This is a genomic window from Nonomuraea wenchangensis (assembly GCF_900111685.1).
Classification (GTDB): Bacteria; Actinomycetota; Actinomycetes; order Streptosporangiales; family Streptosporangiaceae; genus Nonomuraea; species Nonomuraea wenchangensis.
In genome coordinates, this window is record NZ_FOHX01000004.1 from 333,532 (window position 1) to 359,950 (window position 26,419).

The window sequence follows — 26,419 nt, forward strand, 5'->3', positions numbered from 1 at the left end:
GAGCCGCGGCGTATGGCGACCGAGCCCGCCTCGCGGAGCGAGGCCATGAGCAGAGGCCCGGGTCGGCGGCCCGGGTCGGCGGACACGCGTGGGGAGATCCTGACGGCGGCCCGGCGGGTGTTCGCGGAGAAGGGGTTCGACAAGGCCACCGTGCGTGGCATCGCCAGGGAGGCGAGCGTCGATCCGGCGCTCGTACATCACTATTTCGCCACGAAAGAGGGCATCTTCGCGGCGGCCATGCGGCTGCCGCTGAGCCCGGAGACGATCCTGCCCGAGCTGCTGGAGGGGCCGCGCGAGGAGGTGGGGGAGCGGCTGGTGCGCCTGCTCCTCCGGGTGACGGCCGCGCCGGAGACCCGTGAGCCGATGGTGGCGCTGCTGCGCTCGGCGATGACGAACGAGCGGGCGCAGGGGATGTTCCGCGAGTTCATGACCAACGCGCTGCTGTTCAAGGTGGCCGACCGGCTCGGGGTGCCGCACCTGCGGATCGAGGCCGCCTTCGCGCAGATGTTCGGCGTGGTGATGGCCCGATATGTCCTCAAGCTGGAGCCGATGGCGAGCGCGGACCCGGAGGAGCTCGTGGCGCTGCTCGCCCCGACGCTGCAGAGGTACTTCACAGGCTAGAGCATTGTTCTACAGGGCCTGTAACCTTAGGGTATGTCGCGTACCCTGGATATGTTACCCGCCGGTAGGATCCAGGGTGAGGTCTGTATAACGGCTGCACGTACGCTTGACAGCCAGCGACAGCCAACGTCGTCTGTGGGAGGACCCCGTGCTCTGGGTAGCCGTCATCGGGCTTGTCATGACCGTCCTGGCGGTGGCCGTCGCCGGCCGCCGGGTTCAGTTCCTGTACAAGCTCGCCACCGTGGGGCCGCCCGCGCCCGAGCGTGTCGAGTACGCCAAGGCCAACGCGGGTGAGGAGCTCAAGGCGCAGCTGGTCGAGGTGTTCGGCCAGAAGAAGCTGCTGAAGTGGACGCCCTCGGGCGTGGCGCACTTCTTCGTCATGTGGGCGTTCTTCATCCTGCTGACCGTCTACATCGAGGCGTACGGCGCGATCATCCAAGGGGCGATCACCGGCCGGCCGAACTTCCACATCCCGCTCATCGGGCAGTGGGCGGTCCTGGGGTTCCTGCAGGACTTCATCGCCGTCGCCTGTCTGCTCGGCCTGGTCGCCTTCGCGATCATCCGGGTGAAGAACTCGCCGAAGACGCTGGGCCGCAAGTCCCGCTTCTCCGGCTCGCACCTGGGCGGGGCGTGGCTCGTCCTGTTCATGATCTTCAACATCATCTGGACGCTGTTCCTGGCCCGTGGCGCCGCCGCGGCCAACGGCAACTTGCCCTACTCCTCCGGCGCGTTCGCGTCGCTGGGGCTGGGCGAGGTGCTGCCGGCCAGCGGGCTGCTGGAGGAGATCGCGCTGCTGCTGCACATCGGCTTCATGCTGGTGTTCCTGGTCATCGTGGTGAACTCCAAGCACCTGCACATCTTCACCGCGCCGCTCAACGTGCTGTTCTCGCGCCGCCCCGACGGGCTCGGCGCCGCGCCGGAGATGCGGGTGGACGGCAAGCCGGTCGACTTCGAGGACGAGGACCTCGACCCCGAGCGGCTCGGCCGGGGCAAGATCGGCGACACCACGTGGAAGGGTTTCCTCGACTTCTACTCCTGCACCGAGTGCGGCCGCTGCCAGTCGCAGTGCCCGGCCTGGAACACCGACAAGCCGCTGTCGCCCAAGATGCTCATCCTGGACCAGCGTGACCACGCCTTCCAGGTGGCCCCTTATCTGCTGGCGGCCGCGAACGGCGTCGAGCACAAGGACACCGATGTGCTGGCGCTGCTGGACAAGCCGCTGGTCGGCGAGGACGGCGTGATCCACCCCGACGTGCTGTGGTCGTGCACCAACTGCGGCGCCTGTGTGGAGCAGTGCCCGGTGGACATCGAGCACATCGACCACATTCTCGACATGCGCCGCTACCAGGTGATGGTGGAGTCGTCGTTCCCGTCGGAGGCGGGGGTGATGGTCAAGAACCTGGAGAACAAGGGCAACCCGTGGGGGATGTCCGAGATGAAGCGGGCCGACTGGATCGCCGAGCTCGACTTCGAGGTCGAGATCGTCGAGGACAAGATGCCCGAGGGCACCGAATACCTGTTCTGGGTCGGTTGCGCGGGCGCGCTGGAGGACCGCGCCAAGCGCACCACGAAGGCGGTGGCGGAGCTGCTGCACATCGCGGGCGTGAAGTTCGCGGTGCTCGGCCCGATGGAGGCCTGCTCCGGCGACCCGGCCCGCCGCCTGGGCATGGAGTATCTGTTCAACATGCTCGCGCAGCAGAACATCGAGACGCTGAACGAGGCGGGCGTCAAGAAGATCGTCGCGACCTGCCCGCACTGCTTCAACACGCTGGCCAACGAGTACCCGCAGCTGGGCGGCACGTACGAGGTGGTGCACCACACCCAGCTCCTGGCCAAGCTGGTGGACGAGGGTCTGCTGACCCCGGTCACGCCGATCGAGGAGAAGATCACCTACCACGACCCGTGCTTCCTGGGCCGGCACAACAAGGTCTACTCCCAGCCGCGCGACATCATGGCCAAGGTGCCGGGTGTGCAGACGCAGGAGATGCACCGGCACAAGGACCGTGGTTTCTGCTGCGGCGCGGGTGGCGCGCGCATGTGGATGGAGGAGCGGATCGGCAAGCGCATCAACACCGAGCGGGTTGACGAGGCGCTGACGACGAATCCCGACACGGTCTCGACCGCGTGCCCGTTCTGCATGGTGATGCTCGGTGACGCGATCAACGAGAAGAAGAACAGCGGCGAGGCCAAGGAGTCGCTGGAAGTCGTGGACGTCGCCCAGCTCCTGATCAAATCGGTCAAGGGCGCTTCCTGAGGACGCGAAACGGAGCTCCTCCACACCCCGTGTGGAGGAGTTTCGTGCGTCGACAAGGGTGACCACAAGAAATCTGCCATCCACATAACGGGAAAATCACGGTAACCTCAACGTCGCATGGGTCTATTCGACGGGGAGGGGGCTCGCGATGGGCGTCGTCGTCACCGACGCCGAGGTGACCCTGGCGGACGTGCTCTCCCTGCGACTGGCCATCGACGAACCACTCCGCGAAGGCACCGAGCTCGTCCTGCGGCACCGCACCACGGGGGTGGAGCGCGAAGTGCGCCTCGGCACGCCGGGGGCGCGGGCGCGCGAGGCCACGCTGGCGGTCTCGCTGGCGCCGCTCGACCTCACGGCCGGCCGCTGGGACGCCTACCTGCGCCATGACGGCCGGCGCAGCCGCCTGCAGAGCGTCGATCCTGGCTTCTCGCTCGACCACCTCGACGCGTACGCGCTGTGCCGGCGCACCCTCGCCTACCGCTCCTACCGGACCCGCAACGGCTACCTGGCCCTGAAGATCTCCGGCGCCGAGCCCGGGGCCGAGGTGCGCAGGGTGTGGTTCAGGGAGGGCCGCTTCGAGGTCATGGGGCTGCTCACCTACACCGGGCTGGAGGACGACGACTCCCGCCACGAGGCCACCCTCACCCTCGACCGGCGGCAGGCCGGCGCCAGGGTGTCGGCCACGGCGTACGTCCAGGGCGTGCGCTTCCACGCGGCCGTCTCGCTCGTGGACGTGCTGGCCGCCGACCCCGACGGCGCGGGCACGTGGGAGCCCGCGCTCCAGGTCGCGGGGGTGCCCGCGCCGCTGCGGCTCGGCTCGCGCCTCGACGACGTCGACGGCAAGCGCCGCCGGCTCCACTACCCGGCGGCCGAGGTCGACGGCGTGCCCGTACGGCCCTGCTACACCGCCGACGACGAGTTGCGCATCGAGGTGGGCGTATGAGGATCGCCCTGCTCCTGCCGTCCGCGTACGGCATGCGGGGTGATGTACGCGCGACGCTCAACCTGGCCAACGCCCTGGCGGAGCGGCACGAGGTCGAGGTGATCAGCGTGCGGCGCCAGAAGGAGAAGCCGTTCTTCCCCGTCGGCCCCCGCGTCGTCATGCGCAGCGTCGTGGACGCCCGGCCGGGGGTGCGGCACCTGCTGCCGCGCGGCCAGGTGCGCACCGAGGTCGCGCTCTGGCGGGTGCTGCGCGGGCTCAGGTGCGACGTGCTCGTCACGACCAGGCCGGGGCTCGGCGTCCAGGCCGCCAGGCACGCGCCGCGCGAGCTGCTGAAGCTCGCCAGGGAGTGGGCCAGGCCCGCCGTGCCCGCGCCCGTCAGGCGGTTCTACCCGCGCCTCGACGCCGTCGTGGCGGCCACGGAGGCCGGCCAGGAGGAGTGGGGCAGGCTGCTCGACGACGGGCCCGCCGTGCGCTTCGTGCAGGACGCGCTGCCGGGCGGCCCCTGGCCGCGCTCGCGCATGGACAACAGGATCGTCGCGGCCGGGGGCCGCTGGGTGGCGGCCAAGGGCTACGACCGGCTGATCCGGGCGTTCGCGATCGTGGCCGACAAGCGCCCCGACTGGCAGCTCCGCCTGTACGGCGGCGGCCCGGAGGAGCGCCGGCTGCGCGCCCTGGCGCAGGAGCTCGACCTGCACAACCACGTCTACTTCATGGGCACCACCCCCGACCTCGCGGGCGAGTTCGCCAAGGCGTCGATCGTGGCCAACCCCTCGCGCGGCGACGACCAGGCCATGACCGTGCTGGAGGCCATGGGCTGCGGGGTGCCGGTGGTGGCGTACGAGGGGGCGCGGGCGCCGGCCGAGTTCGTGGCCACGGGCTACAACGGGGTGCTGGTGCCGGAGTCCGGCGCCGACGAGGAGCTGTTCGCGGCGGCGCTGCTGGCCCTGATCGACGACGAGCGCAGGCGGCGCTCGCTCGCGGCGGGCGCGCTCGACACCGCGACCAGGCACGCGGCGGCCGAGGTCGCCGGTCAGTGGGAGAAGCTGATCGCGGATCTCCGCTGATCCCCGCTCCCCATACCGGTTACGGGTACCGTAGAACCATGCATGGGTACAGCGGAGACAAGCAGGCATATCTGACGCGGCTCCGGCGAATCGAGGGCCAGGTCAGGGGCCTGCAGCGCATGGTCGAGGACGACGCCTACTGCATCGACATCCTCACCCAGGTCTCCGCCGCCACGCGGGCACTCCAGGCGGTGGCGCTGGGCCTGCTGGAGGAGCACATCTCCCACTGCGTGGCCGACGCGATCAACACCGGCGGCCCGGAGGCCGAGGCGAAGGTGAAGGAGGCCTCGGCGGCCATCGCGCGCCTCGTCCGGTCCTAGAGATCTTGTGCGGGTCGGCATCCTCCTTTCGTAGGAGGCGGCCCGCGCAAGTGACTAGTTATGCGAAACCCCGGGAACTAGGTCCCCGGGGCTCGGTAATCGTCGTGATGCTTCTTCAGCGGCTCGCCGAAGTCCGCAATCCGAGCGCGTCGTCGAGTTCGTCCAAGGTCAGCCGCCGCTCGCTGACAGCCACGGCGGTGAGCACCTCGGCGTAGAGCGCAATCTCGTCCAACGCGACACGGTCGTGGACCCGAGAGTCCAGGTCGTCGTGCCCCACCGCGTCGTCCTTTCCATCCGCAGCCCACACCCTCTCCGAGGTTACGGGGGGACCCCCTTCGGGCGACATGGCCCATCGGAGTCATTCCTTTCGGCGCCCCGGGGCCCCAGTGGGGTCATTTCCCGAATCGGAGATCACAATTCAGCGAATTTGCTGATCCTTCGGGTGTTAGAACGATACAGGCGAGGTAAGAGGGAAATAGCGGCATTAGTGGTTTAGTTGTGACCAGTGTCGCACACGTGATGATCATCGCGTTCGTGCACCAGCTTGCTCACGAGCGCGGACTGCCCCGCGAGGCCCCGCTCCGGCACCTTGGCGCCCGTCAGTCGCTCCCAGGCCCGCCCCGTCGCGTACGCCGCCCCCAGCACCCCCGCCGCGCTCGTCCGGTCGGGCGGCGCCACCTCCAGCACCGGCGACGGCACGGTCGACACCCCGCCGCGCGGGCCGGCCGCGAACCCCTCGGGCTCGGTCGTGTCGGCGACCGAGGTCTCGGTCATCCCCGCCCGCTCCAGCTCCTCGTACGCCGTCCGCACCCGATGGTCGAGCAGCGGGGGCAGCCGCCGCCGCGAGTCGGCCAGGTCGGCCAGGAACCCCGCAGTGGCCCGCACCGGATCGGGCGTGAACGCCAGCGCCTCCGCCAGGTCGTAGACCGCGTGCAGGAAGTGCGCCGCGACGTCCGTCTCCGGCAGCAGCGCCCGGCCCAGCCGCGCCGGAGTGCGCTCCAGCCACGCCAGGCGCACCTCCTCCGCGCCCGCCAGGCTGTCGTCCAGCCCGGGGTCGCGCAGCGCGGGCTCGACCATGGTGAGCAGCGCCAGCGCCCGCGGCCGGAACCGGGTGTCCGACATCAGGATCTGCGCGGTGTCGGCCATCACGGCGGCCAGCCGGCGCGACTCCCTGACGCGCCCGGCCTCCGCCCGCTCCACCACCATCGTGACGAGGTCCAGCAGCGGCGGCGCGGGCAGCCAGCGCACCCACTCGTCGCCGGGGAGCGGCCGGCGGAGGTATTCGCCGAAGACCGTGAGCAGCCGCTCGTTGCCGTCGAAGGCCGGCGCGTACGAGCACCACATGATCGTGCCCCACACGGCCGCGACCGTGCTCGGCACGTCCCTGGCGAAGATGTCGCCGAAGGCCGTCAGCGGGTAGTCGAATTCGGACTTGCGCCCGCAGGCCCGTACGAGCACGCGCAGCCGCTCGGTGAGGTCGGCGGAGACGTCGGGGCCGATGAAGGCCATCGTGGAGCCGGGCTCGGCGTGGAAGTCGGGGCCGGACGGCACCACGTCAGGCGGCAGGTCGGCGGCGGCGTGCCGGACCTCGCGGGCCCGCTCGCCCCGCGGCGGCGGTGCGAGATGCCAGCGGCCCGAGGCCGGGTCGTGCAGGTGCCAGCGGGCGTGCGCGCCGAACAACCACCGGTCGCCGTCGCGCGTGACGAGGACCCTCGCGGCCAGGACGTGCGCGCGGTCGGGCATCGGGAGCTCCGGCCAGCGCGGGTCGGCGACCATCGCGCGGACCGCCGCCTCGGTGGCGGTGAACGCATCCCAGGGTGGCACGGGCGTCATCGTACTTGCCGGTCGTGGATCACTTGTCGGCGAGACACGGCAGAATGTGGCCTATGAGGGCGAAGGTAGCAGGGACGTTGGCGGTCGCGAGCGTGCTCGCCGGATGCGGCACGACGACCTCGGCCGACCCCACGGTCACCGGGCCCGGCATGCTGACGCTCGACCGGGCCACCCCTCCCGACCCCGGCGGCGAGGTGGGCGAGGCCTCGACCGAGTTCGCGAAGGCGACCGACCTCGCCATGTGGACGAAGCTGAGCGACACCGAGAAGGACGTCGACCGGATCGCCAAGCTGGACGTGAACAAGACCGTGAAGGGCATGCTCTACCTGGAGCCCAGGACCTCGGCCTGGTTCGACGGCTTCCGCGGCCCCTTCCTCTACCAGGACCTCGCCGGCGACATCGTCATGCACGCGCGGGTCAAGGTCGAGGGCAAGAACGGCGGCCGGCCCAAGCGGCAGTTCTCGCTCGGCGGGCTCATGGCCCGCCAGCCCGGCTCGTACGCCACCCCCAACTGGGTCTCCATCACCACCGGCACCGGCGAGAAGAGCGGCCAGATCGAGGTCAAGTGGACCGAGAACGGCAGCTCCAAGCCGAAGGAGATCCCGGTCAAGTCCGGCTGGGTCGACCTCGTCCTGGCCCGCGCCGGGCGCGCCTTCGCGGCGCTCTACAAGGAGGAGGGCGGCACGTGGAAGGTGGGGCAGCGCTGGGCCTCCACCCTCCCCGACGCCCTCCAGTGGGGCGTCACCGCCTACACCGACTGGGACAGCTACGGCGCCGTCAAACAGGACCCGGCGAAGGCCAACGCCCGGCAGGTCAAGGGCCTGCCCGACTTAAAACTGACCGTCGACTTCGTCAGGTTCCTCCGGCCCGAGCTGCCGGACTACGCCGACCCGCTGAACGACCGGTCGGTGCCGGACGACGTGCTCGTCAAAGCCTTGACGCCCGCCGGTGCCTGAGTGCCTTGGCGATGTAGTTGTCAGGGGTGCGGGCGAAGGAGGCCCGGTCGTCGTCGGTGAGCTCGCGTACGATCCGGCCCGGCACCCCGGCGACCAGCACGCCCGACGGGATCTTCTTGCCGGGGCCCACCAGCGCTCCCGCGGCCACCAGCGTGCCCGCGCCGACGCGGGCGCCGCCGAGCACGATCGCGCCGATGCCGATCAGCGCGCCGGACTCGACGTGGGCGCCGTGGACCATGGCCTTGTGGCCGAGACTCACCCGATCCTCCAGGACGGCGGGCTCACCGGGGTCGGAGTGGAGGCAGCACAGGTCCTGTACGTTGCACTCCTCGCCGATCTCGATCCGCTCGTCGTCGCCCCGAAGAACGGAGCCGTACCAGATGCTCGACGCCCGGCCGACGCTGACCCGGCCGACCACGGTCGCGCCTGGGGCGATGAACGCCTCGGGATGGATGTCGGGGGCGGCCCCGGCATCCAATGCTGCTATGTACATTCGACACATCGTAATTCCCGGCCCGGGTATGGCGTTCCGGTTGCGGACGTGGGCAGATGGCAGGAAAGTCGTTTTCTGACGTCTCGCTGTCAGCCCCTCACAACCCGCAGTTCTCCCCGCCTCACGCAATCCACCCTTAGGTATCTCCCATGACGAACCAGCACGACAGCAGCTTCCCCGACCTGATGCAAGAGGACACCTTCGAGGTCGTCATGCGCGGCTACAACCGCCGCCAGGTCCACGACTACATGCTCCGCACCCGCAACCAGATCCGTGACCTGGAGGAGCGGCTGGCGCGGGCCATCGACCAGGCCGAGCAGGGCCGCATCGAGCTGGCGGAGGCCCGGCGGCGCATGGTCGAGACGCCACAGAGCTACGAGGACCTGAGCCCGCGGCTCGCCCAGATACTCAAGCTCGGCGAGGAGGAGGCCGCGGCCAAGAGGGCGGAGGCGGAGGCCGAGGCCGCCCACTTGCGTGAGACGTCCAACGCCGAGGCCGCCCACCTGCGTGAGACGTCGAGGGCCGAGGCCGAGCGGCTGCTGACGACCTCCCGCGAGACCGCCGAGAACATCCTCACCTCCGCCCAGGCGGAGGCGGAGCGCCGGGTGAACGAGGCCACGCAGGCCGCCGAGCGCATGCTGTCCCAGGCGAGCGCCGACGCCGACGAGCAGCTCACCTCGGCCCGCGCGGAGGCGGAGGAGACCGTGCGCGGGGCGCGGAACGAGGCGGAGCGCCTGCTGACCACGGCCCAGGCCGAGTCCGAGCAGCTCATGAAGGACGCCGCCGCCCAGGCGGAGCAGATCCTCATGGGCGCGCAGGCCGAGGGCGAGGCGATGCTGACCGCCGCGCGGCGGCGTACGGCGGCGCTGGACGAGCAGGCGGGCCGGCGGGTGGACTACCTCACCAACACGCACACCGAGGTGGTGCGGCGGCTCAACGAGATCGGCTCGGTGCTCGGCGACCTCATGCGCACCGAGGCGGGCGCCGGGCCGCTGGTGCCTGAGGCCATCGCGCCCCCGCGGCAGCAGCCCCAGCTCGCGGCCCCGTCCGAGGAGGAGCTCCAGGCCCAGGAGCGGCAGCAGCCCCACCCGCAGGACGACGTGCGGGTGATCGTCGACGACGACGACGAGGAGCAGCAGGAGCAGGAGCGGCAGCGGCAGGAACAGCAGCAGCAGGAGCGGCAGCGGCAGGAGCAGCGGCAGGAGCAGCGGCAGGAGCAGCGGCAGCCGCAGGAGGCCGGCGCCGAGGAGCGGCCGGTCTCCGACGACACGCAGGTCACCGTCGTCCGCGTGCCTCCGAAGTAACCCCCTGAGTGACGCGCGCCTCCTGAGGCTCCGGAACGAGCGGCGTCAGGAGCGGAAGCCTCCGCCCCCGATTGGGTCGGAGGCTTCCGCGCTCGTGGCCCCGTCGTTCTGGTGGCCCGGTGCCGGGGCCGCCGAGACGCTGGACCCGGCACCGGGCTGCTCGTGTGCGCCTGCGGCGGGCTGCTCCCGCCGCGGACGCCGGTTTGGACGTCGGGGTGGTGCGGGGCCGGCTCCCCAGTCCTGCGGCTCGCCGGCCCGTCGTTCCTGGTCCCGGAGGTGGTCCCGCAGGCCCTCCGGGTCGTCCGCGTCGATGGTCATCGCGCATCCGGCGTCGCGCTGTTCGGCGCTCAGCGGATGGTGCCTCGTGGCCCACCAGCGGCCCGCGTCGCTCCGCCAGATGGTCCACTGGGGATACTCCCGGGCGATCTCGGCGAGGTGCCGATCAAAGGACATCGCTGTTTGCCTTCCGGGGGCCCCAGGTGAGGTTTCCATCTCCTTAGACGATGAATGACTTCTCTAGAGAATTCAAGGGCAGGTCAACCTAACGCTTGACAGATCGGGTTGAACTAGGCGTCGAAATCGTACTGGAGTACGTATGCCGCCGAGTCCAGCACCATCTCGTTGACCTCGACGGGAAGCCCGCCCGACGTGTACGCCGTGCGCGTGATGGCGATGACGGGGGTGCCGCCTGGCAGGTCGAGCAGCGCGCTCTCGCGCGGTTGCGGCATGCGGGCGCGTACCTCCTCGGTGAAGTGGGCGGGGGCCGCGCCGAGGTCGCCCAGCCGGGCGTAGACGCCGCCCGGACCGGTGTCGGTGAGGGTGATCGCGCTGTCCTGGACCAGGTGCGCGGGGAAGTAGGAGGCCGCGAGCTGCACGGGTCTGGCGTCGACCGAGTAGCGGCGGCGGCGTGCCCACACCTCGGCGCTGTCGAGGATGCCCGCCACGTGCTCGGACGCGCGCTCCCGAGCCACCTCCAGGTGATCGACGGTGAACGGCCGGCCGTGGGTGTCGGCGTCCCAGATGGCCCGGCCCTGACCCCACTGCTCGCGTGACAGCCGGCGTGCGCCGTGCCGCCGGATGGGTTTGAACAGCCGCACGTATACCCCCGAACCTCGTCTGGGCACCGCCAGCCCTTCGTTGATCAGTACGGCAAGCGCCTGCCTGGCGGTGGCTCGTGCGATTGCGTATTCGGCCATCAGCGCGTTCTCGCCCGGTAGTCGGTCCCCGTCACGCAGCTCGCCGGCGAGGATCCGGGCGCGGAGACCGTCGGCGATGCGGCGATAGATAGGGGGCTCATGGGGTACCGGGGATTCAGACAACTTTGATCACCCTCTGTCACCAACCAGGTTGTGGCGTCTCCAGAGAACTTGCCCCGTCTTGTCCACGATCGCACAGATACAAGGGTTGGTCGCGAGCTGTTTTTGAGCTGATCGTGCCCGTGTGGTGAAGTACGCCGCGTTTAAGCGGACCGTTACCGGGCAATCGTCGCGGCCGGTATCCGCCCGGCCCACCAGCGGCGAGTAACCGACGCGGAGATCATCGCGCCCGCCGTGTTGAGCAGGACGTCGTCCACGGACGAGAAACGCCCCAGATCCAGTACGAGTTGCAGCACCTCGACCAGGACCGAAAAGGCCGCCGCGACCGCCGCAACCCGGCCCGCTGAGGCCATCGCCGCGGTGCGTACCGGCAGCAGCGCGCCCAGCGCCGCGAACACCAGCAGATTGCCCCCGACCTGCACGAACACCGTCTGCCACGGAGCCGAGGCGAGGTCGGCCAGGTCCGCGAACGGGACCAGCCCGACGCCGCCGGGACCGTTCGCGGGGGTCAGGATCATCCAGATCCACGGGGCCGTGCCGACCGTGATGACCACGTCGGCGATCGCCGTGCGCAGCGGCGCGGGGTGGCCGGCGCGGGCGCGGCGGCGGAAGAGGAGCACGACCGCGAGCGGGGTCAGGAACAGCGCAAACGTACCAGCAATAATGACGGATCCCCACAATTCCCACGTCTGCGCCATCCGCTCATGATGGACAGCGATCAAGGGGTACCGGAAGATGTCCATTCGGACAGGTCTTCTCCGAGTCCTCTCCTGCCTGGTCGGGGGAGACGATTGCGATCGAGGGGTCCCGTCGTCCCCCAGGGCAACCAGGAGCTCCGGAACCCCCGGAAGGAGGAGACCGCAGTGCTGACCCACTTCATCGGCGGCGAGCCGGTGGCCGCGGGCACGGCCTTCCCGGTCCACGACCCGATGACCGGCGCGGTGATCAGACAGGTCGGCGAGGCCGACCCGGAGGTGGTGGACCGGGCGGTGCGCGCCGCGCGGGAGGCGGCCCGCGACTGGGCCGCGCTGCCGGTGGCCGAACGGGCGGGGTGGCTGCGGCGCCTCGCCGAGGGCATCGAGGAGCGCTTCGACGACCTCGTGGCGGCCGAGATCGCCGACACCGGCAAACCGCTCGACCAGACCCGCACCCTCGACATCCCGCGCGGCATCGCGAACTTCCGAGCCTTCGCCGAGATCGCCGCTCACCGCCCCGACGAGGCGTTCCACCTGTCGGGCGTGCTCTCCTACACCGTGCGCAGGCCGCTCGGCGTGGTCGCGGTGATCGTTCCGTGGAACCTGCCGTTCCTGCTCATGACGTGGAAGCTGGCCCCCGCCCTGGTGTCCGGCAACACGGTCGTGGTCAAGCCGTCGGAGCACACGCCCGGCTCGGCCGCCGTGTTCGCCGAGATCTGCGCCGCAGCCGGGCTGCCGCCGGGCGTGGTCAACATCATCTACGGCCACGGCTCGGCCGGGCAGCTCCTGGTCGAGCACCCCTGGGTGGACGCCGTGACGTTCACCGGCTCGACCGGGACCGGCTCGGCGATCATGAAAGCGGTGGCCGACCGGGTCAAGCCGGTCTCGTTCGAGCTGGGCGGCAAGAACGCGGCCCTGGTCTTCGAGGACTGCGACCTGGATCGCGCGGTCGAGGGCTGCGTCAGGTCCGTCTTCACCAACGGCGGCCAGGTCTGCCTGTGCACCGAGCGCCTCTACGTCCAGCGCCCGATCTTCGAGGAGTTCGGCGCCCGGCTGGCGGCCCGCGCCCAGGAGGTCGTGCCGCAGCCGATGATCTCGGCCGAGCACCGCGAGAAGGTCCTGTCCTACTACGCCTTGGCCCGCTCGGAGGGAGCCAAGGTGCTCGCCGGAGGCGGCACGCCGTCCTTCGGGGACAAGCGCGACTCGGGCTATTTCGTAGATCCCACCGTGGTGACAGGCTTGTCCGAGTGGTCCCGCTTCAACAGGGAGGAGATCTTCGGCCCGGTGTGTCACGTGACCCCCTTCGACACCGAGTCCGAGGCGATCGGCCTGGCCAACAACAGCGAGTACGGCCTGGCCGCGGCGGTCTGGACCGGCGGCCTCGACCGCGCACACCGCGTGGCGCAACGTCTGGAGGCCGGCCTGGTCTGGGTCAACACCTGGTATCTGCGCGACCTGCGCACGCCCTTCGGCGGGCTGCGCCTGTCGGGCATCGGCAGGGAGGGCGGCACCCAGTCGCTGGACTTCTACTCCGAACCCACCACGATCACCATCAAGATGGAGCAACCCGATGCATGACGAATGGTCGCAGGCGGTGGACGCGCGGGCGCATGCCGCCGACCGGCTGGCCGAGGCGGCGCGCACCGGCAAACCGTGCGCGCCGGTCCGTGACCTGATCGGCACGCTCGCCGACGCCTACGCCGTCCAGGACCTCGCCACGGAGACGGCGCTGGCCGAGGGACGGCGGCCGGCCGGCCGCAAGGTCGGCGTCACCAACCCGGACGTCCAGCGGCAGCTCGGCATCGACCATCCGACCTGCGCCCCGCTCTTCGCCGACGCGGCCCACCTCGACGGGCTGCCCATCCCGTACGACCGGCTGCTGCAGCCGCGCGCCGAGGCCGAGATCGCGCTGGTGCTCGGCGCGGACCTCGCGGGCGGCCCGTTCACGGCCGCCGACGTGCTGAGAGCGGTGGACTTCGCGCTGGTCGCCATCGAGATCGCCGACTCCCGCGTGGCCGGCTGGGACATCGGGCTGTTCGACACCGTGGCCGACAACGCCTCCTCCGGCGTGTACGTCCTCGGCAACACCCCGGTCCCGCTGCGCGGCCTCGACCTGCGCGCCGCCGCCATGACGATGACCAGGAACGGCGAGCAGGTGTCCGCCGGGACGGGCGCGGCCTGCCTCGGCCATCCGGTCAACGCCGCCGTCTGGCTGGCCAACCGGCTCGGCCGCACCGAACGGCCGCTGCGGGCGGGCGAGGTCGTGCTGACCGGCACCCTCGGCCCGGTCGTGCCGGTAGGGCCCGGCGACGTGCTGGAGGCCCACGTCGAGGGGCTGGGATCGGTGCGGGCGGTGTTCACGCAGTGAGGACGACCACGTGATGACCAAGGGCATCCGCGTGCCCGGCAAGGCCACGCCGCGAGGCCGGTTCCCGCACGTCAAGCGGGCCGGCGACTTCCTGTACGTCTCAGGCACGAGCTGCCGCCGCCACGACGACACGTTCGTGGGCGTGGAGGTGGACAAGTACGGGGTGACGAACCTGGACATCCGCGCCCAGACCAGGGCGGTCATCGAGAACATCGGCGACATACTCAAGGCCGCCGGCGGCTCGCTCGCCGACCTCGTACAGATCACCACCTATCTGGTGAACATGAACGACTTCAAGGGATACAACGAGGTCTACGCCGAGTTCTTCGACGAGGAGGGCCCGACGCGGACCACGGTGGCGGTGCACCAGCTTCCCCACCCGCACCTGCTCATCGAGATGCAAGCCGTCGCCTACCACCCCCAGGAGCGATCTTGATTCCCCCCGTTGACTTCACCAAGTGGATCGACGAGCATGCCCACCTGCTCAAGCCCCCGGTGGCGAACAAGCTGGTCTTCGAGGAGGCCGGGGACTTCATCGTGATGGTGGTGGGCGGGCCCAACGCGCGCACCGACTTCCACGTGGACCCGTACGAGGAGCTGTTCTACCAGGTGCGGGGCAACATGCACGTCAACGTGATCACCGAGGACGGCCCCGAGACCGTGCACGTCCGCGAGGGCCAGATGTGGCTGCTGCCCGGCGGGATGCCCCACTCCCCGCAGCGACCCGAGGAGGGCTCGGTCGGGCTGGTGATCGAGCGGATCCGGCCGGAGGGCACGCTGGAGCGCTTCCAGTGGTACTGCGCGGAGTGCGGCGGCCTCGTGCACGACGTCGAGCTGCAGGTGCGCGACATCGTCAAGGACCTCCCGCCGGTCTTCGAGGCGTTCTACGCCGACGAGAAGGCCCGCACCTGCGGCCGCTGCGGCGCCCTGCACCCGGGCAAGGGCTGACTTGATCATCGACGTTCACACGCACCACGTGCCCAAGGGCTGGCCCGACCTGGGCCGGCCCGGGGCGCCCCGGCTGCGCGTCGACTCCGAGCGCGAGGCGACCATCCTCGTGGGGGAGCGCGAGTTCCGCCGGATCCAGGACGACTGCTGGGACCCGGACGTCCGGCTGGCCAGGATGGACGCCGACGGCGTGGACCGGCAGGTGGTCTCGCCCACCCCGGTCTTCTTCGGCTACGACCTGCCGGCCGAGGAGGGGATGCGCATCGCGAAGATCTTCAACGACCTGGCGCTGGAGATCTGCGCGCACGAGCGGCTGATCCCGTTCTGCCAGGTGCCGTTGCAGGATCCCGAGCTGGCCTGCGCCGAGCTCGACCGCTGCCTGGCGAACGGCCACCGCGGCGTCGAGATCGGCAACCATGTCGGCGACCGCGACCTCGACGACCCGGGCGTGGTCGCGTTCCTGAAGCACTGCGCCGAACGCGGCGCGCCCGTCTTCGTGCACCCGTGGGACCTGCCCACCGGGCCGCGCGTCGAGCGCTGGATGGCCCAGTGGCTCGTCGGGATGCCCGCCGAGACCCACCTGTCGATCCTCGCCATGATCCTCGGCGGCGTGTTCGACCAGGTGCCCGAGAGCCTGCGGATCTGCTTCGCGCACGGCGGCGGCTCCTTCGCCTTCTGGCTCGGCCGCTTCGAGAACGCCTGGCATCGCCGTCCCGGCGTGGTCGGCGTCTCGGAGCATCCGCCGTCGCACTACCTCGGCAGGTTCGGCGTCGACTCGGCGGTCTTCGACGAGCGGGCGCTACGCCTGCTCGTCGACACCTACGGCGAGGACCACGTGCTGCTCGGCAGCGACTTCCCCTACCCGCTCGGCGAGTCGCCGGCGGGCGAGGTGATCCGGCGGGCCGGGTTCCTGTCCGAGACCGCGCGGGCCAAGCTGCTCGGCGGCAACGCCGAGGTGTTCCTGGGCGCCTGACCGGTCACACCGGCCGCTTGTAGCCCGTGTCGCCGTCGGCCAGCACCAGGGTCTGCGGGGTGCGGACGATGGTGGCGGCGGTGCCCGCGCATCCGTCGTCCGCCCCGGCGGGCGCGGCGGGGACGGTGCTCAGCGCGAGGGCCGCGGCGCAGGCGGCGGCGCAGCGGGCCCAGGTGCGGATGGTCATGGACGCTCCCAACGAGCTCTCGGCGGGGCGAATCAGGGGTGCCGACCCTCAGCATCGGCGTCCCGGGCGCGTCTGTCCAGACGTACCGGGTCACCATTCGCGGCGCGGGACGAGCCGGGTGGGACGAGATCCGGCAGGGACAGGGCCAGCCACAGGCGCAGCCGGTGGCCGGGGTCGGTGAGCGGGCCGCCGGAGACCCGCTCGGCGGCGGCCAGCCGGCGGCGCAGCGTGTTGCGGTGCACGCCGAGCCGGCGCGCGGCGGTCTCCGCGTTGTCACCCGCCTCCAGGTACGCGCGGAGCGTGCCCACGAGGTCGCCGCCGTGCCGGGCCTCGTGCTCGCGCAGCGGGCGCAGCACGGCGGTGGAGAAGCGGCGGGCCGCCTCGGGCACGAAGGCGTCGCGCAGCAGCGCCTGCGGCTCCATGTCGTCCACGTGCGCGTAACCGTCGCCGCCGCCGCGCGCGACCAGCGCGGCCGCGTGCCGCACGGCGGCCGGCACCTCCTCCAGCCCGGCCGCCCGGCACCCACCCCCCGCCACACCGAGCCGAGCACAAAGCCGCACCCCGAGCCGTCCACGCACCTGCTCGCCGAGCCGCCCGCCCGCCGGTTCGCCGGGCCGTCCGCCCGCCTGCCCCCCGGGCCGTCCGCCCGCCTGGTCGCCGGGCAGGCCGGTGTTCTCCGGCAGCACGAAGACCGTGCCCTCCGGCCGTACGCAGACCAGGGCCGTCTCCTCGTCGCCGGCCTCGGTCACCTCCTCCAGCGCCTCGACCGCCGCCTCCAGGCTCACGCCCGGCCGGGCCACCACCACCTCGTACGGCGCCGCCGCCACCGAGCACAGCTCGCCGAGCCGCGCCGCGGGCAGCCGGCCGTCGAGCACGGCGGCCAGCAGCGCCCCCCGCTGGGCGTGCATCCTGGACCGCCCGACCCGCAGCCCGAGCAGCTCGATGGCGAGCAGGCAGGCGGCGTGGCTGGTGAGCATCCGGACGTGCCAGTCGAGCGGTGACGCGGTGCGCACCGCGAGCCAGCCGGTGGCCGCGCCGGAGAAGCCGAGGCTGTGCACCTGGACGGCCTCGATGCCGTCGTCCAGCACCCCGGCGCTGCGCCCGCCGCCGCTCGCCGCCGCGGCCTCGGCGGCGCGGGCGTGCCAGGGCCGCTCCCGCGCGGGCACCGCGTGCTTGTGCTCGCCGTGCGGGCCGAGCAGCAGGGCCTCGCCTGCGGCGTGCTCGGCCAGGGTGCGCAGGATGCCGGCGGTGCCGTGGGCGAGCGCCGCCCGCGCCATGGCCTCCTGCGCCGCGACGACCCGGCGCTCGCCGCGTACGCGCTCGTCGGCGTGCCAGCGCGCGACCGCCTCGGTCACCGAGATGAACGAGGTCAGCACCTCCAGGACGGGCAGCCCGCAGGCGTCGGCGGCGTCGAGGAGGTCGTCCGGCACCTCCTCCATGGCCTCGTGCAGGGCGAAGGCGAGCGCGGCGCAGCCGGCCGCGGCGAGCCGTTCGACGTAGGCCCGGCGGCCGTCCGGCTCGGCGGGCAGCCCCAGCCCGATGGTCATGACGAGCTCGCCGCCGGACAGCCACGGCACCGGGTCGGCCAGCTCCGACACGTGCGCCCAGCGCACGGCCCGCCAGGTGCCGGAGCGCCCGGCCAGCAGCCGCATGCGCATCCCGGGAAGCGCCATCGTCCTGGCGACCGTCAGCGCCATGAGCGCCTCTCCATGTGGTGCATACCGCACTCTAACGCACCCTCCGGAGTGCGTTTTGGCTCGACCCCATCCGGCTGACCTGCGCTTATCGTCGTCGCAGCCCCCAGACACCCCGGAGGAACCAGTGAAACGTGCCACCCGGGCGGCCGGAGCCGCTTTCATCGGGACCACCATTGAGTGGTACGACTTCTACGTCTACGCGACGGCCGCCGCGCTGATCTTCGACGATCTGTTCTTCCCCAACGCGAGCAGTCCGGCCGTCGCGCTCATGGCGTCCTTCGCGACCTACGCGGTCGGTTTCTTCGCCCGGCCGCTCGGCGGCATCGTGTTCGGCCACTTCGGTGACCGGGTGGGCCGCAAGTCGGCGCTGGTGGTCACGCTGCTGATGATGGGCGTGGCGACGTTCGCGGTCGGCGTGCTGCCGACGTACGCGTCGATCGGCGCGCTCGCCCCCGCGCTGCTGGTGCTGCTGCGCTTCGTGCAGGGCCTCGCGGTCGGTGGCGAGTGGGGCGGCGCCGTGCTGATGGCGGTCGAGCACGCCCCCGAGGGCCGCAAGACCTTCTACGGCGGGTTCGCCCAGCTCGGCAACCCCGCCGGCGCGCTGCTCGCGACCGGCGCCTTCAGCCTGATCACGCTGTTCGGCGAGGACGCGCTGATGTCGTGGGGCTGGCGGGTGCCGTTCATCGTCTCGGCCGTGCTGGTGCTGGTCGGCCTGATGATCAGGCTCCGCGTGGAGGAGTCGCCGGTCTTCGCGCGGACCGAGAAGAGCGCGATGCCGATCAAGGCCGTCTTCCGTACGTCCTGGCGCTCGGTGCTGCTCGGCATCGGCACGCTGCCGGTCGCGATCGGCGGCTACTACATCCTCACGACGTTCCTGCTGGCGTACGCCACCGGGCCCTCGGTCGGCGAGTCCGAGCAGCTCATACTCAACGGCCTGAGCTTCGCCGCGTTCGTCGAGCTGGTGGCCACGCTCGGCATCGCCTACATGGGCGACAAGTTCGGCTCGCGGAAGGTCGCGATCTGGTTCCTGGTCGCCACCGCCGTGCTCGCCGTGCCGCAGTTCGCGGTGCTCGGCTCGCACAACACGCTCCTGATCTTCGGGCTGCTCGGCCTCATGAGGCTGGCAACCTCGGGCACCTACGGGCCCATGGCGGCCATCCTGTCCGAGATGTTCCCGCCGCAGGTGCGCTACACGGGCATCTCGCTCGCCTATCAGGGCGCCGGCGCGATCTTCGGCGGCCTGTCGCCGCTGGTCGCCACGGCGCTGGTGGCCGGGGCCGGCGGCGCCGCGTGGCCGGCCGTGGCGCTGCTCGTCGGCATGTGCGTGCTCAGCGTCGTCTGCCTCGCCGTGGCGCCCCGCCACCGCGACCGCGTGCCGACGACCGTCTGACCGCGCCCGCCCGCCCGTACAAGCAAGTCCTCACCGACAAGGAGACCTAGTGTCCACCACCGTCATCACCGGCGCGAAGGTCCTCACCATGGACCCCGCGAACCCCTCCGCCGAGGCCGTCGCCGTCCGCGACGGCCGGATCCTGGCCGTGGGCCGCGAGGCGGACGTGCTGGCCGTCGCCGGGCCGGGCGCCGAGGTCGTGCGGGCGGGCGGGCGCAGCGTGCTGCCGGGCTTCATCGACCCGCACAACCACCTGCTGTCCACGGCCGAGACCCTGGTGGCGGTGGACGCGCGCTACCCGGCGGTGGGCAGCGCGGCCGACCTGGTCGCGGCCGTCGCCGCCGAGGCGGCGCGTACGCCCGCCGGGCAGTGGATCCGCGCGTACGGCATGGACGACGCCAAGTACCCCGGCGGCCGGCCCACCCGAGGGCAGCTCGACGAGGCCACCACCGAGCACCCGGTGATCGTCTACCACGTGTCGGGGCACCAGGCGGTGGTCAACTCGGCGGCGCTCGCCTGGCGCGGCATCGGTGACGACGTGGCCGACCCGGCGGGCGGGTCGTTCCTGCGCGACGAGGGCGGCCGGCTCACCGGCATGGTGCTGGACTCCGCCATGGAGCTGCTGCTGCCGGTGGCCGTGGACATCGGCTGCCACGGCCCGAACTTCCACGTGGACCTGCCGGGCGAGCAGCTTCTGGGCTGGCTGGAGGGGGCGCGGGAGACGTACCTGCGGGCCGGGGTGACGACGGTCTGCGACCCCCAGGTCTCGCGGCGCGAGCTCAAGGTCTACCGGGCGGCGCACGCGGCGGGCACGCTGCCGGTCCGTACGGTCGTCATGCCGCTGTCCCACCTGCTGGACGAGCTGACGGAGGTTGGACTCGCCGGGCCGTTCGGCGACGACCGGCTGCGCTTCGGCGCGATGAAGTTCTACTGCGACGGGACGCTGCTCGGCGGCACCGCCATGTTCGACGAGCCGTACGGCGACAACTTCACCGGCTCGCTCTACCACCACCCCGACGAGCTCACGGACCTGGTGCGCCGGGCCGCCGTCGCGGGCTGGCAGGTCGGCATCCACACCCAGGGCGACCGCGCGATGGGCTACTCGCTGGAGGCGATCAAGGCGGCGGTGGCGGTCTCGGGCGACGACGCCCGCCCCCGGATCGAGCACTGCGGCCACCCGACGCCGGCCCAGGTGAGGGAGTTCGCCTCGCTCGGGGTGATCCCGGTCAACCAGCCGAACTTCCTGTACGACAGCGGCACCGACTTCGTGCGCCGGCTCGGCGAGCGGCGGGCGCACCGGCTCCAGCCGATGCGCGAGGAGATCGACGCCGGGCTGCGGCCGGTGCTGTCCAGCGACTCGTTCGTCTCCTCGCTGCGGCCCATGGAGACGGTCTCCAACGCGGTGCGCCGGCGCACCCGCGAGGACGGGCCGATCGGCGCCGAGCAGGCGGTCACGCTGGAGGAGGCGCTGCGCGCCCACACCATCGACGCGGCGTACGCGCTGCGCATGGAGGACCGGATCGGCTCGCTCACGCCCGGCAAGCTGGCCGACGTGGTGGTGCTGGACGCGGACGTGACCGCCCTCGCCACCGACCAGCTGTCCGGCGTGGACGCGTGGCTGACCATGCTGGACGGCCGCGTCGCCTACCGCAGCCCGTCCGCCTCGCGCTAGCCGCGCGCGCGGGGCCCGCGGAACTCCGCGAGCTTGCCCTCGATACGGTCCTTGATCCGCTCGCGGGCGGTCATGCGCGGCACTCCGGACATCAGCAGCTCGTCGTAGTCGGTGTCCAGATGGCGGATGGACGCGATCACGGCCAGGGTGATCGCGTTCTCGTCGAGCGCCCTGGCCGCCGCCGTACGGCCGACCCGGCCGCTGCCGCGCTGGCCGGCGTGCTCGGCGATGTCCCGCGCCCGCTGCTCGGGGCAGCCGGGGAACAGCCGGGCGATCTCGGCCGCCATCCTGGCCTGGAACTCCACGTCCTGCTCGGCCCGGCGGACCCGGTCGCGTTCGCGGCGGCGCTCGCGCGCCTCCTCGTCGGCCAGGCACCGCTCCTCGGCCGCCTCCAGCGCGGCCTGCTCCACCAGCAGGCCGGCGCGCTGGTAGACCTTGCGCCGCCGGTTGTAGCGCACGACCACGGCGGCGAGGCGGCTCTCCTGCTTGGCCCGGCGGCTCAGCGCCGCGTTCCCCGACGGCAGGAACACCAGGTGGTCGAGGTCGGCGCAGGTCAGGCAGTGGGGACGGTCTTCCTCCATGATCAGGTAGGGGCCGGTGTCGCCGCAGGCCGCGCACGTCCAGGACTCCAGCGGCGCCACCGCCACGAGGTCGGGCGCCTTGCTCTGCCGCTCGGTGAGCCGGCGCACCCGCGCCTCGCTCAGCTCGGGCGAGATCCAGTGGACGCGGAACGGCTCCTGCGGGTGGCCGGCGGTAAAACGCAGCTCGCGGCGGTCGCGGGTGCCGGCCACGTAAGGGGTGTCGACCGGCTTGAGCCCCTTGGCCAGCGCCCAGTCCTTCAGCAGCGCGGCCGTCGCCGCCAGCCGGTCCTCGTCCACCGCCGCCAGGCCGGCCAGCGTGGGCGCCCGGCCCTGCCGCCAGAGGTCGACGTGCCGCGAGTGCAGCCAGCGGAGCCCGGTGACCACGTCGATGAACGTCACGTACTTGCGGGTGGTCAGCGCGATCTCCGCCGCGTCCGCGACCCTCCGCGCCAGGCTGGGCTTGCTCACGTCCACCAGTGTCCCGCGCCTTTGTCGGGAGATGGACGAAGCGCAGGCTTTCCTTGTGCGCCGCGCGGCGAAGAACCTCTCGGATCTTTCGTGTCCTGGAGGAAGACCGTGCGCCTGTTCTGGCCCGCCATCCTGATGCTCGCCACCTCGTGCGGCTCCGCCTCCCACACGGGGGCCGAGGAGGGCGCGCAGCCCGTCGTCAGCGGCGCCTTCGGCAGCAGGCCGGTCGTCTCCGTCCCCGCCGGCCGGCCCGGCCGCCTGCCCCGCGTCACCGTGCTGTCGGCGGGCAGCGGGCGGCGCACCCAGCCGGGGGACGTCGTGCTCGCCGACGTCGAGATCCGCCGCTGGGCCGGCAACCAGCCTTACCTGAGCACCTTCGACTCCGGCCGGCCCACCACGGTCGTCTTCGACGGCCGGCAGGTTACGGAGGTCTGGCGGCGCTCGCTCATCGGCCATCCGGCGGGCAGCCGGGTCATGCTGGTCGGGCCGGCCGCCGACGCGCTCGGGCCCGGCCTGCCGTGGGCCGGGGTGTCGCCCGCGGACACGCTCGTCGTCGTCTTCGACATCCTGGGCGGCTACCCGCCGGACGCGCGGCTGGTGGGGCGCACCCTGCCGGTCGTGCCGGCCGACCTGACGCCCGCCGACCCGCCCCGCGTCCTCATCGACGGCTCCGGCCGGGAGATCCGGGCGGGGGCCAAGGTCATCGTCCAGTACGTCGCCGCCGCCTGGCCGTCACGGGCGATCGTGGACTCGACGTACCGGCGGGGCGGGCCGGGCGCCTTCACCCTGAAACCGGGCGCGGCGCCCCCGGCCTGGCTGGACGCGCTGCCCGGCCGCCACGTCGGCTGCCGTCTCGCGGTCCCGGCGGCGGCGGACGAGCCCAGGATCTACGTCATCGACGTCCTCGACACCATCACCCTGCCGAGCTGACCACCAGGACGGGCTGACCACTAGGACGGGCGGGAGACCAGGCGGCGGACCAGCCGGCCGAGACGGGAGCGCTGGGGCGGCGGCGCGGTCAGCGCCTGCAGCGCCTCGGCCGCGGACGGCCGCTTGGCGGGTGAGTGGTCGAGCATCCGGCGCACCACCTCCGGCACGCCGGGGTCGTCGGCGTCGGCGCTGGTGGGCAGCTCGCCGGTGAGGAGCTGATGGGCGATCACCCCGGCGGAGTAGACGTCGGAGGCCGTGGTCATCCGGTCGGGCCGCTCGTGGCACTCGGGAGCGACGTAGTGGGCGTCGAGCACGTTGCCCAGCTCGTGGGCGACGGTGTAGTTGCGCGGGCCGAGCTTGGCGTAGTCGAACCCGGTGAGCACGGCGTGGCCGTCGTCGGTGACCAGCACGCTGGCCGGGGTGAGCGCGCGGTGCACGACGCCGTTGGCGTGGGCGTGCGCGAGCCCGCTCAGCAGGTCCTGGAGCACGCTCATGCGCGCGCCCCGGGGCGGCGACAGGTGCAGCGACTGGCCGTGCACGTCGTCGAGCACCAGCACGAACCGGCTCTCGTCGTCGATGGCGAAGAAGTCGCGCGAGCGCACCACGCACGGGTGCGGCGGGATGCGGGTCAGGCTCTGGTAGGCGTTGGCGATGCGCTGCCGCTCGGCCGCCCGCGACTCGTGGTCGGCGAGCGGGTCGGCCTGGTAGACCCGCAGCAGCACGGTCTCGCTGCCCGGCAGCGTGGCGTTGAACGCGCGGTATTCGGTGACCTTGGCGTCGCCGCCGAGCTGCTCCTCGACCTCCCAGTTGCCGAAGCGGGGCGGCGCGGTGCTGCGGCGTACGGTCTGGTTGAGCGCGTCGAGCACGGCCGTCATGTAGGGGCGCACGTGCGGGCTGCACCCGCGCCGCACCCGCGAGACGTCGCTCAGCGTGGCCACCAGCTCGGGCACGGTCGTGACGTTGACGGCGTCGCGCCCGGCCGGGTCGATCAGCTCGGCGTCGGGGGAGCTGAGCACGACCAGGGCGTCGACGTAGACCCGTTCGAGCTGGGTGGACCTGGACACCAGCAGGCCCTTCAGCGCCTTGGCGGTGCCCCGCAGCTTGGCCACCGGCGAGCCGAACGCCTCCCGCCGGGGCGGGAACCAGCGCGTGCCGGACACCTCGATGCGTCCCCGCGTGCCCTTGACGTCGACGACCACGAGCGAGTGGCCGGTCAGCACGAGCAGGTCCACCTCGAAGACGTCGTTGCCGCGCGGGACCTCGATGTTGTGCAGCAGCAGCCAGTCGGCGGGCGCGTGGTCGCGCAGATATGCGATGACGCGCCGTTCGGCGTCGTTGACCGGACGTCCACCGCCGACGATCTCTGCCATGCGCCTATCCTCGCACGGGTTGAGATTGACAACATGATGTCCAAATGACAGGATGCTGTCATGAAGCCCATCGTGCACCACGCCGTCTACGACACGCTCGCCGACTGGGAGACCGGTCACGCCACCGCGCACCTGCGCAGCGGCGTCTACCAGCGCGAACCCGGCGGCTACGAGATCGTCACCGTCGGCCTCACCGCCGACCCCGTGGTCACCATGGGCGGCGCCCGGATCGTCCCCGACCTCACGCTCGACCGGCTCTCCCCGGAGGAGAGCGCGCTGCTGATCCTGCCCGGCGCCACGCTGTGGGACGCGGGTGACCGGCTCGCCCCCTTCGCCCGTAAGGCAGGGGAGTTCCTGGCGGCCGGCGTGCCGGTCGCGGCCATCTGCGGCGCCACGGCCGGGCTCGCCAGGGAGGGCCTGCTCGACGACCGCGACCACACCAGCGGCGCCGTCCAGTACCTGGAGGCCCAGCAGGGCTACGCGGGCGCGAAGCGCTACCTCGACCAGGACGCTGTGCTCGACGGCGACCTCGTCACGGCCGGGCCCACGGAGCCGGTGGCCTTCGCCAGGGAGATCTTCCGCCGGCTCGACGCCTACCGTCCCGATATCCTGGACGCCTGGTTCCGGCTGTTCTCGCGGAGCGACCCGAGCGCGTACGAGGTGCTGATGGCTGCATGAGAGACAACGCGCGGCTGGTGTCCGGGCTGGCGCTCGGCGCCTTCCGCCTCAACGGCCAGTTCCTCCACATCGCGGAGGGGCTGGCCCGGCCCGCGGGCATGACGGCGGCCTGGTGGCAGGTGCTCGGGGCGGTGCTCGGCGAGCCGCTGCCGGTCTCCGGGATCGCCCGCGCGATGGGGATGACCAGGCAGGGCGTGCAGCGCATCGCCGACCTGCTGGTGGAGCGCGGCCTCGCCGAATACCGGCCCAACCCCGCGCACCGCAGGGCCAAGCTGCTCCAGCCGACGGCGGCCGGGCGGGAGGCCATCGCCAAGATCAACCCGGGGCACGGTGAGTTCTCCGACGCGCTCGTCGCCGAGCTGGGCCCGGAGGAGGCCGAGCGGTGCCTGGAGGCCGTCCGCCGGCTGTCCGCCGCCCTCGACCGGCTCGGCGACCAAGATCGATGAAACCGCTCCAGGGCCTGGAAGGCGGACAGTCGGGAACGCTAGGTTGAAGATCCCGCGGATCCGACATCACTGGAGCAGCTCCATGACCGGAGAACCGTACGCCGCCGGAGAGGCCGTCTCACCCCGCATCGACACCGGCGTCCCGCACGCCGCCCGCATGTGGAACTACTGGCTCGGCGGCAAGGACCACTACGACGTGGACAGGGAGGCCGGCGACCAGTTCAGCGCCGCCTTCCCCGACATCGTCGAGATCGCGCGCCTGTCCCGGCACCTGCTCGCCCGCATCGTGCGGCACCTGGTCGAGGAGGCGGGGGTGCGGCAGTTCCTCGACGTGGGCACCGGCCTGCCGACCGTGGACAACACGCACGAGGTCGCCCAGCGCGCCGACCCGGCCTGCCGGGTGGTCTACGTCGACAACGACCCCCTGGTGCTCGCCCACGCCCGCGCCCTGCTGGTCGGCACCCCGGAGGGCGCGACCGACTACGTGGACGCCGACCTGCGCGAGCCCGAGAAGATCATCGCCGCCGCGGCGGGCACCCTCGACCTGACAAAGCCGGTCGCGCTCATGCTCATGGGCATCGCCGGCTATGTGAGCGAGGAGGACGGGGCCTACTCGATCGTCGGGCGGCTGATGGATGCCCTGCCGTCCGGCAGCTACCTCGCCATGTGGGACGGCGTCAACGTGGTCACCGGCGAGGCGCTCGACCGGGCCCAGGAAGAGCACAACGAGGGGCCGGGGGCGCCCTACCAGCTGCGCAGCCGCGCGGAGTTCGCCCGCTTCTTCGACGGGCTGGAGCTGGTCGAGCCGGGCGTGGTGTCGATCACGCGCTGGCGGCCCGACCCCGACCCCATGGCCTCGCTCGCCGAGGTGGACGCGCTGTGCGGGGTCGCACGCAAGCCCTGACCACGCCC

General features: G+C 72.0%; 27 protein-coding genes. 18 read left to right on the plus strand and 9 right to left on the minus strand.

Going from position 1 to position 26,419, the window contains the following annotated elements; genetic code table 11:
- Positions 1–45 precede the first annotated feature (45 nt).
- The 5 genes from BMW85_RS14035 to BMW85_RS14055 all read left to right on the plus strand — a co-directional run bounded on the left by BMW85_RS14035 (position 46) and on the right by BMW85_RS14055 (position 5,202).
- A complete protein-coding gene (locus BMW85_RS14035) occupies positions 46–621 on the plus strand; it encodes a TetR/AcrR family transcriptional regulator (RefSeq protein ID WP_091081906.1) in 576 nt (191 codons plus the stop codon).
- Between the two features lie 148 nt (positions 622–769).
- Positions 770–2,875, plus strand: coding sequence for a (Fe-S)-binding protein (locus BMW85_RS14040; RefSeq protein ID WP_091081362.1), 2,106 nt, complete (start codon positions 770–772; stop codon positions 2,873–2,875).
- A gap of 148 nt (positions 2,876–3,023) precedes the next feature.
- Positions 3,024–3,818 carry a hypothetical protein gene (locus BMW85_RS14045; protein WP_091081363.1) on the plus strand — a complete coding sequence of 265 codons (795 nt, stop codon included), beginning with the start codon at positions 3,024–3,026 and terminating at the stop codon, positions 3,816–3,818.
- Complete coding sequence (locus BMW85_RS14050; RefSeq protein ID WP_091081365.1) at positions 3,815–4,882, plus strand: glycosyltransferase; 1,068 nt, start codon at positions 3,815–3,817, stop codon at positions 4,880–4,882. Before BMW85_RS14045 ends, BMW85_RS14050 begins: the two co-directional genes overlap by 4 nt.
- Positions 4,883–4,920: 38 nt before the next feature.
- Entirely contained in the window at positions 4,921–5,202 is a 282-nt protein-coding gene (locus BMW85_RS14055; protein WP_026213852.1) for a metal-sensitive transcriptional regulator, read from the plus strand.
- A gap of 115 nt (positions 5,203–5,317) precedes the next feature.
- Here BMW85_RS14055 and BMW85_RS49555 read toward each other — a convergent pair whose 3' ends face one another.
- Both BMW85_RS49555 and BMW85_RS14065 read right to left on the minus strand, forming a co-directional pair.
- Positions 5,318–5,479: a hypothetical protein gene (locus BMW85_RS49555; protein WP_020540796.1), complete on the minus strand. Its 162-nt coding sequence runs from the start codon at positions 5,477–5,479 to the stop codon at positions 5,318–5,320.
- A 215-nt stretch (positions 5,480–5,694) separates the two neighbouring features.
- Positions 5,695–7,035 carry a hypothetical protein gene (locus BMW85_RS14065; RefSeq protein WP_091081368.1) on the minus strand — a complete coding sequence of 447 codons (1,341 nt, stop codon included), beginning with the start codon at positions 7,033–7,035 and terminating at the stop codon, positions 5,695–5,697.
- Between the two features lie 53 nt (positions 7,036–7,088).
- On the opposite strand from BMW85_RS14065, the gene BMW85_RS14070 reads away from it, so the two are divergent.
- On the plus strand, positions 7,089–7,991 hold the full coding sequence (locus tag BMW85_RS14070) for a DUF1349 domain-containing protein (protein WP_143082274.1): 903 nt from the start codon (positions 7,089–7,091) through the stop codon (positions 7,989–7,991).
- Here BMW85_RS14070 and BMW85_RS14075 read toward each other — a convergent pair.
- Positions 7,963–8,484, minus strand: coding sequence for a gamma carbonic anhydrase family protein (locus BMW85_RS14075; RefSeq protein ID WP_177240673.1), 522 nt, complete (start codon positions 8,482–8,484; stop codon positions 7,963–7,965). The genes BMW85_RS14070 and BMW85_RS14075 overlap by 29 nt on opposite strands.
- Before the next feature lie 149 nt (positions 8,485–8,633).
- Between BMW85_RS14075 and BMW85_RS14080 the strand changes: the two genes are divergently transcribed.
- On the plus strand, positions 8,634–9,788 hold the full coding sequence (locus BMW85_RS14080) for a coiled-coil domain-containing protein (RefSeq protein WP_091081372.1): 1,155 nt from the start codon (positions 8,634–8,636) through the stop codon (positions 9,786–9,788).
- A gap of 566 nt (positions 9,789–10,354) precedes the next feature.
- Here BMW85_RS14080 and BMW85_RS14090 read toward each other — a convergent pair.
- Entirely contained in the window at positions 10,355–11,107 is a 753-nt protein-coding gene (locus BMW85_RS14090; RefSeq protein WP_091081375.1) for a GntR family transcriptional regulator, read from the minus strand.
- A 152-nt stretch (positions 11,108–11,259) separates the two neighbouring features.
- Positions 11,260–11,847, minus strand: coding sequence for a VanZ family protein (locus BMW85_RS14095; protein ID WP_218155772.1), 588 nt, complete (start codon positions 11,845–11,847; stop codon positions 11,260–11,262).
- 120 nt (positions 11,848–11,967) lie between these two features.
- Here BMW85_RS14095 and BMW85_RS14100 point away from each other — a divergent pair, with 120 nt between their 5' ends.
- From BMW85_RS14100 to BMW85_RS14120, 5 genes are read left to right on the plus strand one after another with little or no spacing between them, the layout of a single operon-like run.
- Positions 11,968–13,377, plus strand: coding sequence for an aldehyde dehydrogenase family protein (locus BMW85_RS14100; protein WP_091081378.1), 1,410 nt, complete (start codon positions 11,968–11,970; stop codon positions 13,375–13,377).
- On the plus strand, positions 13,370–14,167 hold the full coding sequence (locus BMW85_RS14105) for a 2-keto-4-pentenoate hydratase (protein ID WP_091081379.1): 798 nt from the start codon (positions 13,370–13,372) through the stop codon (positions 14,165–14,167). Before BMW85_RS14100 ends, BMW85_RS14105 begins: the two co-directional genes overlap by 8 nt.
- Before the next feature lie 13 nt (positions 14,168–14,180).
- A complete protein-coding gene (locus BMW85_RS14110; protein ID WP_091081381.1) occupies positions 14,181–14,603 on the plus strand; it encodes a RidA family protein in 423 nt (140 codons plus the stop codon).
- The gene (locus BMW85_RS14115) at positions 14,600–15,115 is read left to right on the plus strand and encodes a 3-hydroxyanthranilate 3,4-dioxygenase (RefSeq protein ID WP_020540785.1); all 516 of its coding nucleotides are present in this window, start codon (positions 14,600–14,602) and stop codon (positions 15,113–15,115) included. Before BMW85_RS14110 ends, BMW85_RS14115 begins: the two co-directional genes overlap by 4 nt.
- Position 15,116: 1 nt before the next feature.
- On the plus strand, positions 15,117–16,088 hold the full coding sequence (locus tag BMW85_RS14120) for an amidohydrolase family protein (RefSeq protein WP_091081383.1): 972 nt from the start codon (positions 15,117–15,119) through the stop codon (positions 16,086–16,088).
- Positions 16,089–16,092: 4 nt separating this feature from the next.
- Here the strand turns inward: BMW85_RS14120 and BMW85_RS14125 are convergent, their stop codons facing one another.
- Together BMW85_RS14125 and BMW85_RS48435 are read right to left on the minus strand one after the other, a co-directional pair.
- Positions 16,093–16,275: a hypothetical protein gene (locus BMW85_RS14125; RefSeq protein ID WP_091081385.1), complete on the minus strand. Its 183-nt coding sequence runs from the start codon at positions 16,273–16,275 to the stop codon at positions 16,093–16,095.
- 32 nt (positions 16,276–16,307) lie between these two features.
- Positions 16,308–17,972, minus strand: a complete 1,665-nt coding sequence (locus BMW85_RS48435; protein ID WP_177240674.1) for a PucR family transcriptional regulator — start codon at positions 17,970–17,972, stop codon at positions 16,308–16,310.
- 124 nt (positions 17,973–18,096) lie between these two features.
- Here BMW85_RS48435 and BMW85_RS14140 point away from each other — a divergent pair, with 124 nt between their 5' ends.
- Positions 18,097–19,362: an MFS transporter gene (locus tag BMW85_RS14140; RefSeq protein WP_245774788.1), complete on the plus strand. Its 1,266-nt coding sequence runs from the start codon at positions 18,097–18,099 to the stop codon at positions 19,360–19,362.
- 49 nt (positions 19,363–19,411) lie between these two features.
- Positions 19,412–21,034, plus strand: coding sequence for an amidohydrolase (locus BMW85_RS14145; RefSeq protein WP_091081386.1), 1,623 nt, complete (start codon positions 19,412–19,414; stop codon positions 21,032–21,034).
- On the opposite strand, the gene BMW85_RS14150 is transcribed toward BMW85_RS14145, so the two are convergent.
- Positions 21,031–22,083 carry a DUF2293 domain-containing protein gene (locus BMW85_RS14150; RefSeq protein ID WP_342743406.1) on the minus strand — a complete coding sequence of 351 codons (1,053 nt, stop codon included), beginning with the start codon at positions 22,081–22,083 and terminating at the stop codon, positions 21,031–21,033. The genes BMW85_RS14145 and BMW85_RS14150 overlap by 4 nt on opposite strands.
- A 90-nt stretch (positions 22,084–22,173) precedes the next feature.
- Between BMW85_RS14150 and BMW85_RS14155 the strand changes: the two genes are divergently transcribed.
- A complete protein-coding gene (locus tag BMW85_RS14155; protein ID WP_143082276.1) occupies positions 22,174–23,013 on the plus strand; it encodes an FKBP-type peptidyl-prolyl cis-trans isomerase in 840 nt (279 codons plus the stop codon).
- A 20-nt stretch (positions 23,014–23,033) separates the two neighbouring features.
- On the opposite strand, the gene mads6 is transcribed toward BMW85_RS14155, so the two are convergent.
- Positions 23,034–24,383 (minus strand): methylation-associated defense system protein kinase MAD6, encoded by a 1,350-nt coding sequence (gene mads6, locus BMW85_RS14160; protein WP_091081391.1) that lies wholly within the window; start codon positions 24,381–24,383, stop codon positions 23,034–23,036.
- 60 nt (positions 24,384–24,443) lie between these two features.
- On the opposite strand from mads6, the gene BMW85_RS14165 reads away from it, so the two are divergent.
- The 3 genes from BMW85_RS14165 to BMW85_RS14175 all read left to right on the plus strand — a co-directional run bounded on the left by BMW85_RS14165 (position 24,444) and on the right by BMW85_RS14175 (position 26,411).
- Positions 24,444–25,061 carry a DJ-1/PfpI family protein gene (locus BMW85_RS14165; protein ID WP_091081393.1) on the plus strand — a complete coding sequence of 206 codons (618 nt, stop codon included), beginning with the start codon at positions 24,444–24,446 and terminating at the stop codon, positions 25,059–25,061.
- A complete protein-coding gene (locus tag BMW85_RS14170; RefSeq protein WP_091081394.1) occupies positions 25,058–25,507 on the plus strand; it encodes a MarR family winged helix-turn-helix transcriptional regulator in 450 nt (149 codons plus the stop codon). Before BMW85_RS14165 ends, BMW85_RS14170 begins: the two co-directional genes overlap by 4 nt.
- 82 nt (positions 25,508–25,589) lie before the next feature.
- Entirely contained in the window at positions 25,590–26,411 is an 822-nt protein-coding gene (locus tag BMW85_RS14175) for an SAM-dependent methyltransferase (RefSeq protein ID WP_091081396.1), read from the plus strand.
- The last annotated feature ends 8 nt before the right edge of the window (positions 26,412–26,419 follow it).

Coding starts and splice junctions, on each gene's coding strand:
- BMW85_RS14045 (WP_091081363.1), top strand. CDS start 3,024: ATGGGCGTCGTCGTCACCGACGCCGAGGTGACCCTGGCGGACGTGCTC.
- BMW85_RS14080 (WP_091081372.1), top strand. CDS start 8,634: ATGACGAACCAGCACGACAGCAGCTTCCCCGACCTGATGCAAGAGGAC.
- mads6 (WP_091081391.1), bottom strand. CDS start 24,383: ATGGCAGAGATCGTCGGCGGTGGACGTCCGGTCAACGACGCCGAACGG.
- BMW85_RS48435 (WP_177240674.1), bottom strand. CDS start 17,972: ATGGCGCTGACGGTCGCCAGGACGATGGCGCTTCCCGGGATGCGCATG.
- BMW85_RS14170 (WP_091081394.1), top strand. CDS start 25,058: ATGAGAGACAACGCGCGGCTGGTGTCCGGGCTGGCGCTCGGCGCCTTC.
- BMW85_RS14065 (WP_091081368.1), bottom strand. CDS start 7,035: ATGACGCCCGTGCCACCCTGGGATGCGTTCACCGCCACCGAGGCGGCG.
- BMW85_RS14175 (WP_091081396.1), top strand. CDS start 25,590: ATGACCGGAGAACCGTACGCCGCCGGAGAGGCCGTCTCACCCCGCATC.
- BMW85_RS14110 (WP_091081381.1), top strand. CDS start 14,181: ATGACCAAGGGCATCCGCGTGCCCGGCAAGGCCACGCCGCGAGGCCGG.
- BMW85_RS14055 (WP_026213852.1), top strand. CDS start 4,921: ATGCATGGGTACAGCGGAGACAAGCAGGCATATCTGACGCGGCTCCGG.
- BMW85_RS14070 (WP_143082274.1), top strand. CDS start 7,089: ATGAGGGCGAAGGTAGCAGGGACGTTGGCGGTCGCGAGCGTGCTCGCC.
- BMW85_RS14125 (WP_091081385.1), bottom strand. CDS start 16,275: ATGACCATCCGCACCTGGGCCCGCTGCGCCGCCGCCTGCGCCGCGGCC.
- BMW85_RS14035 (WP_091081906.1), top strand. CDS start 46: ATGAGCAGAGGCCCGGGTCGGCGGCCCGGGTCGGCGGACACGCGTGGG.
- BMW85_RS14050 (WP_091081365.1), top strand. CDS start 3,815: ATGAGGATCGCCCTGCTCCTGCCGTCCGCGTACGGCATGCGGGGTGAT.
- BMW85_RS14095 (WP_218155772.1), bottom strand. CDS start 11,847: ATGGACATCTTCCGGTACCCCTTGATCGCTGTCCATCATGAGCGGATG.
- BMW85_RS14075 (WP_177240673.1), bottom strand. CDS start 8,484: ATGTACATAGCAGCATTGGATGCCGGGGCCGCCCCCGACATCCATCCC.
- BMW85_RS14165 (WP_091081393.1), top strand. CDS start 24,444: ATGAAGCCCATCGTGCACCACGCCGTCTACGACACGCTCGCCGACTGG.
- BMW85_RS14105 (WP_091081379.1), top strand. CDS start 13,370: ATGCATGACGAATGGTCGCAGGCGGTGGACGCGCGGGCGCATGCCGCC.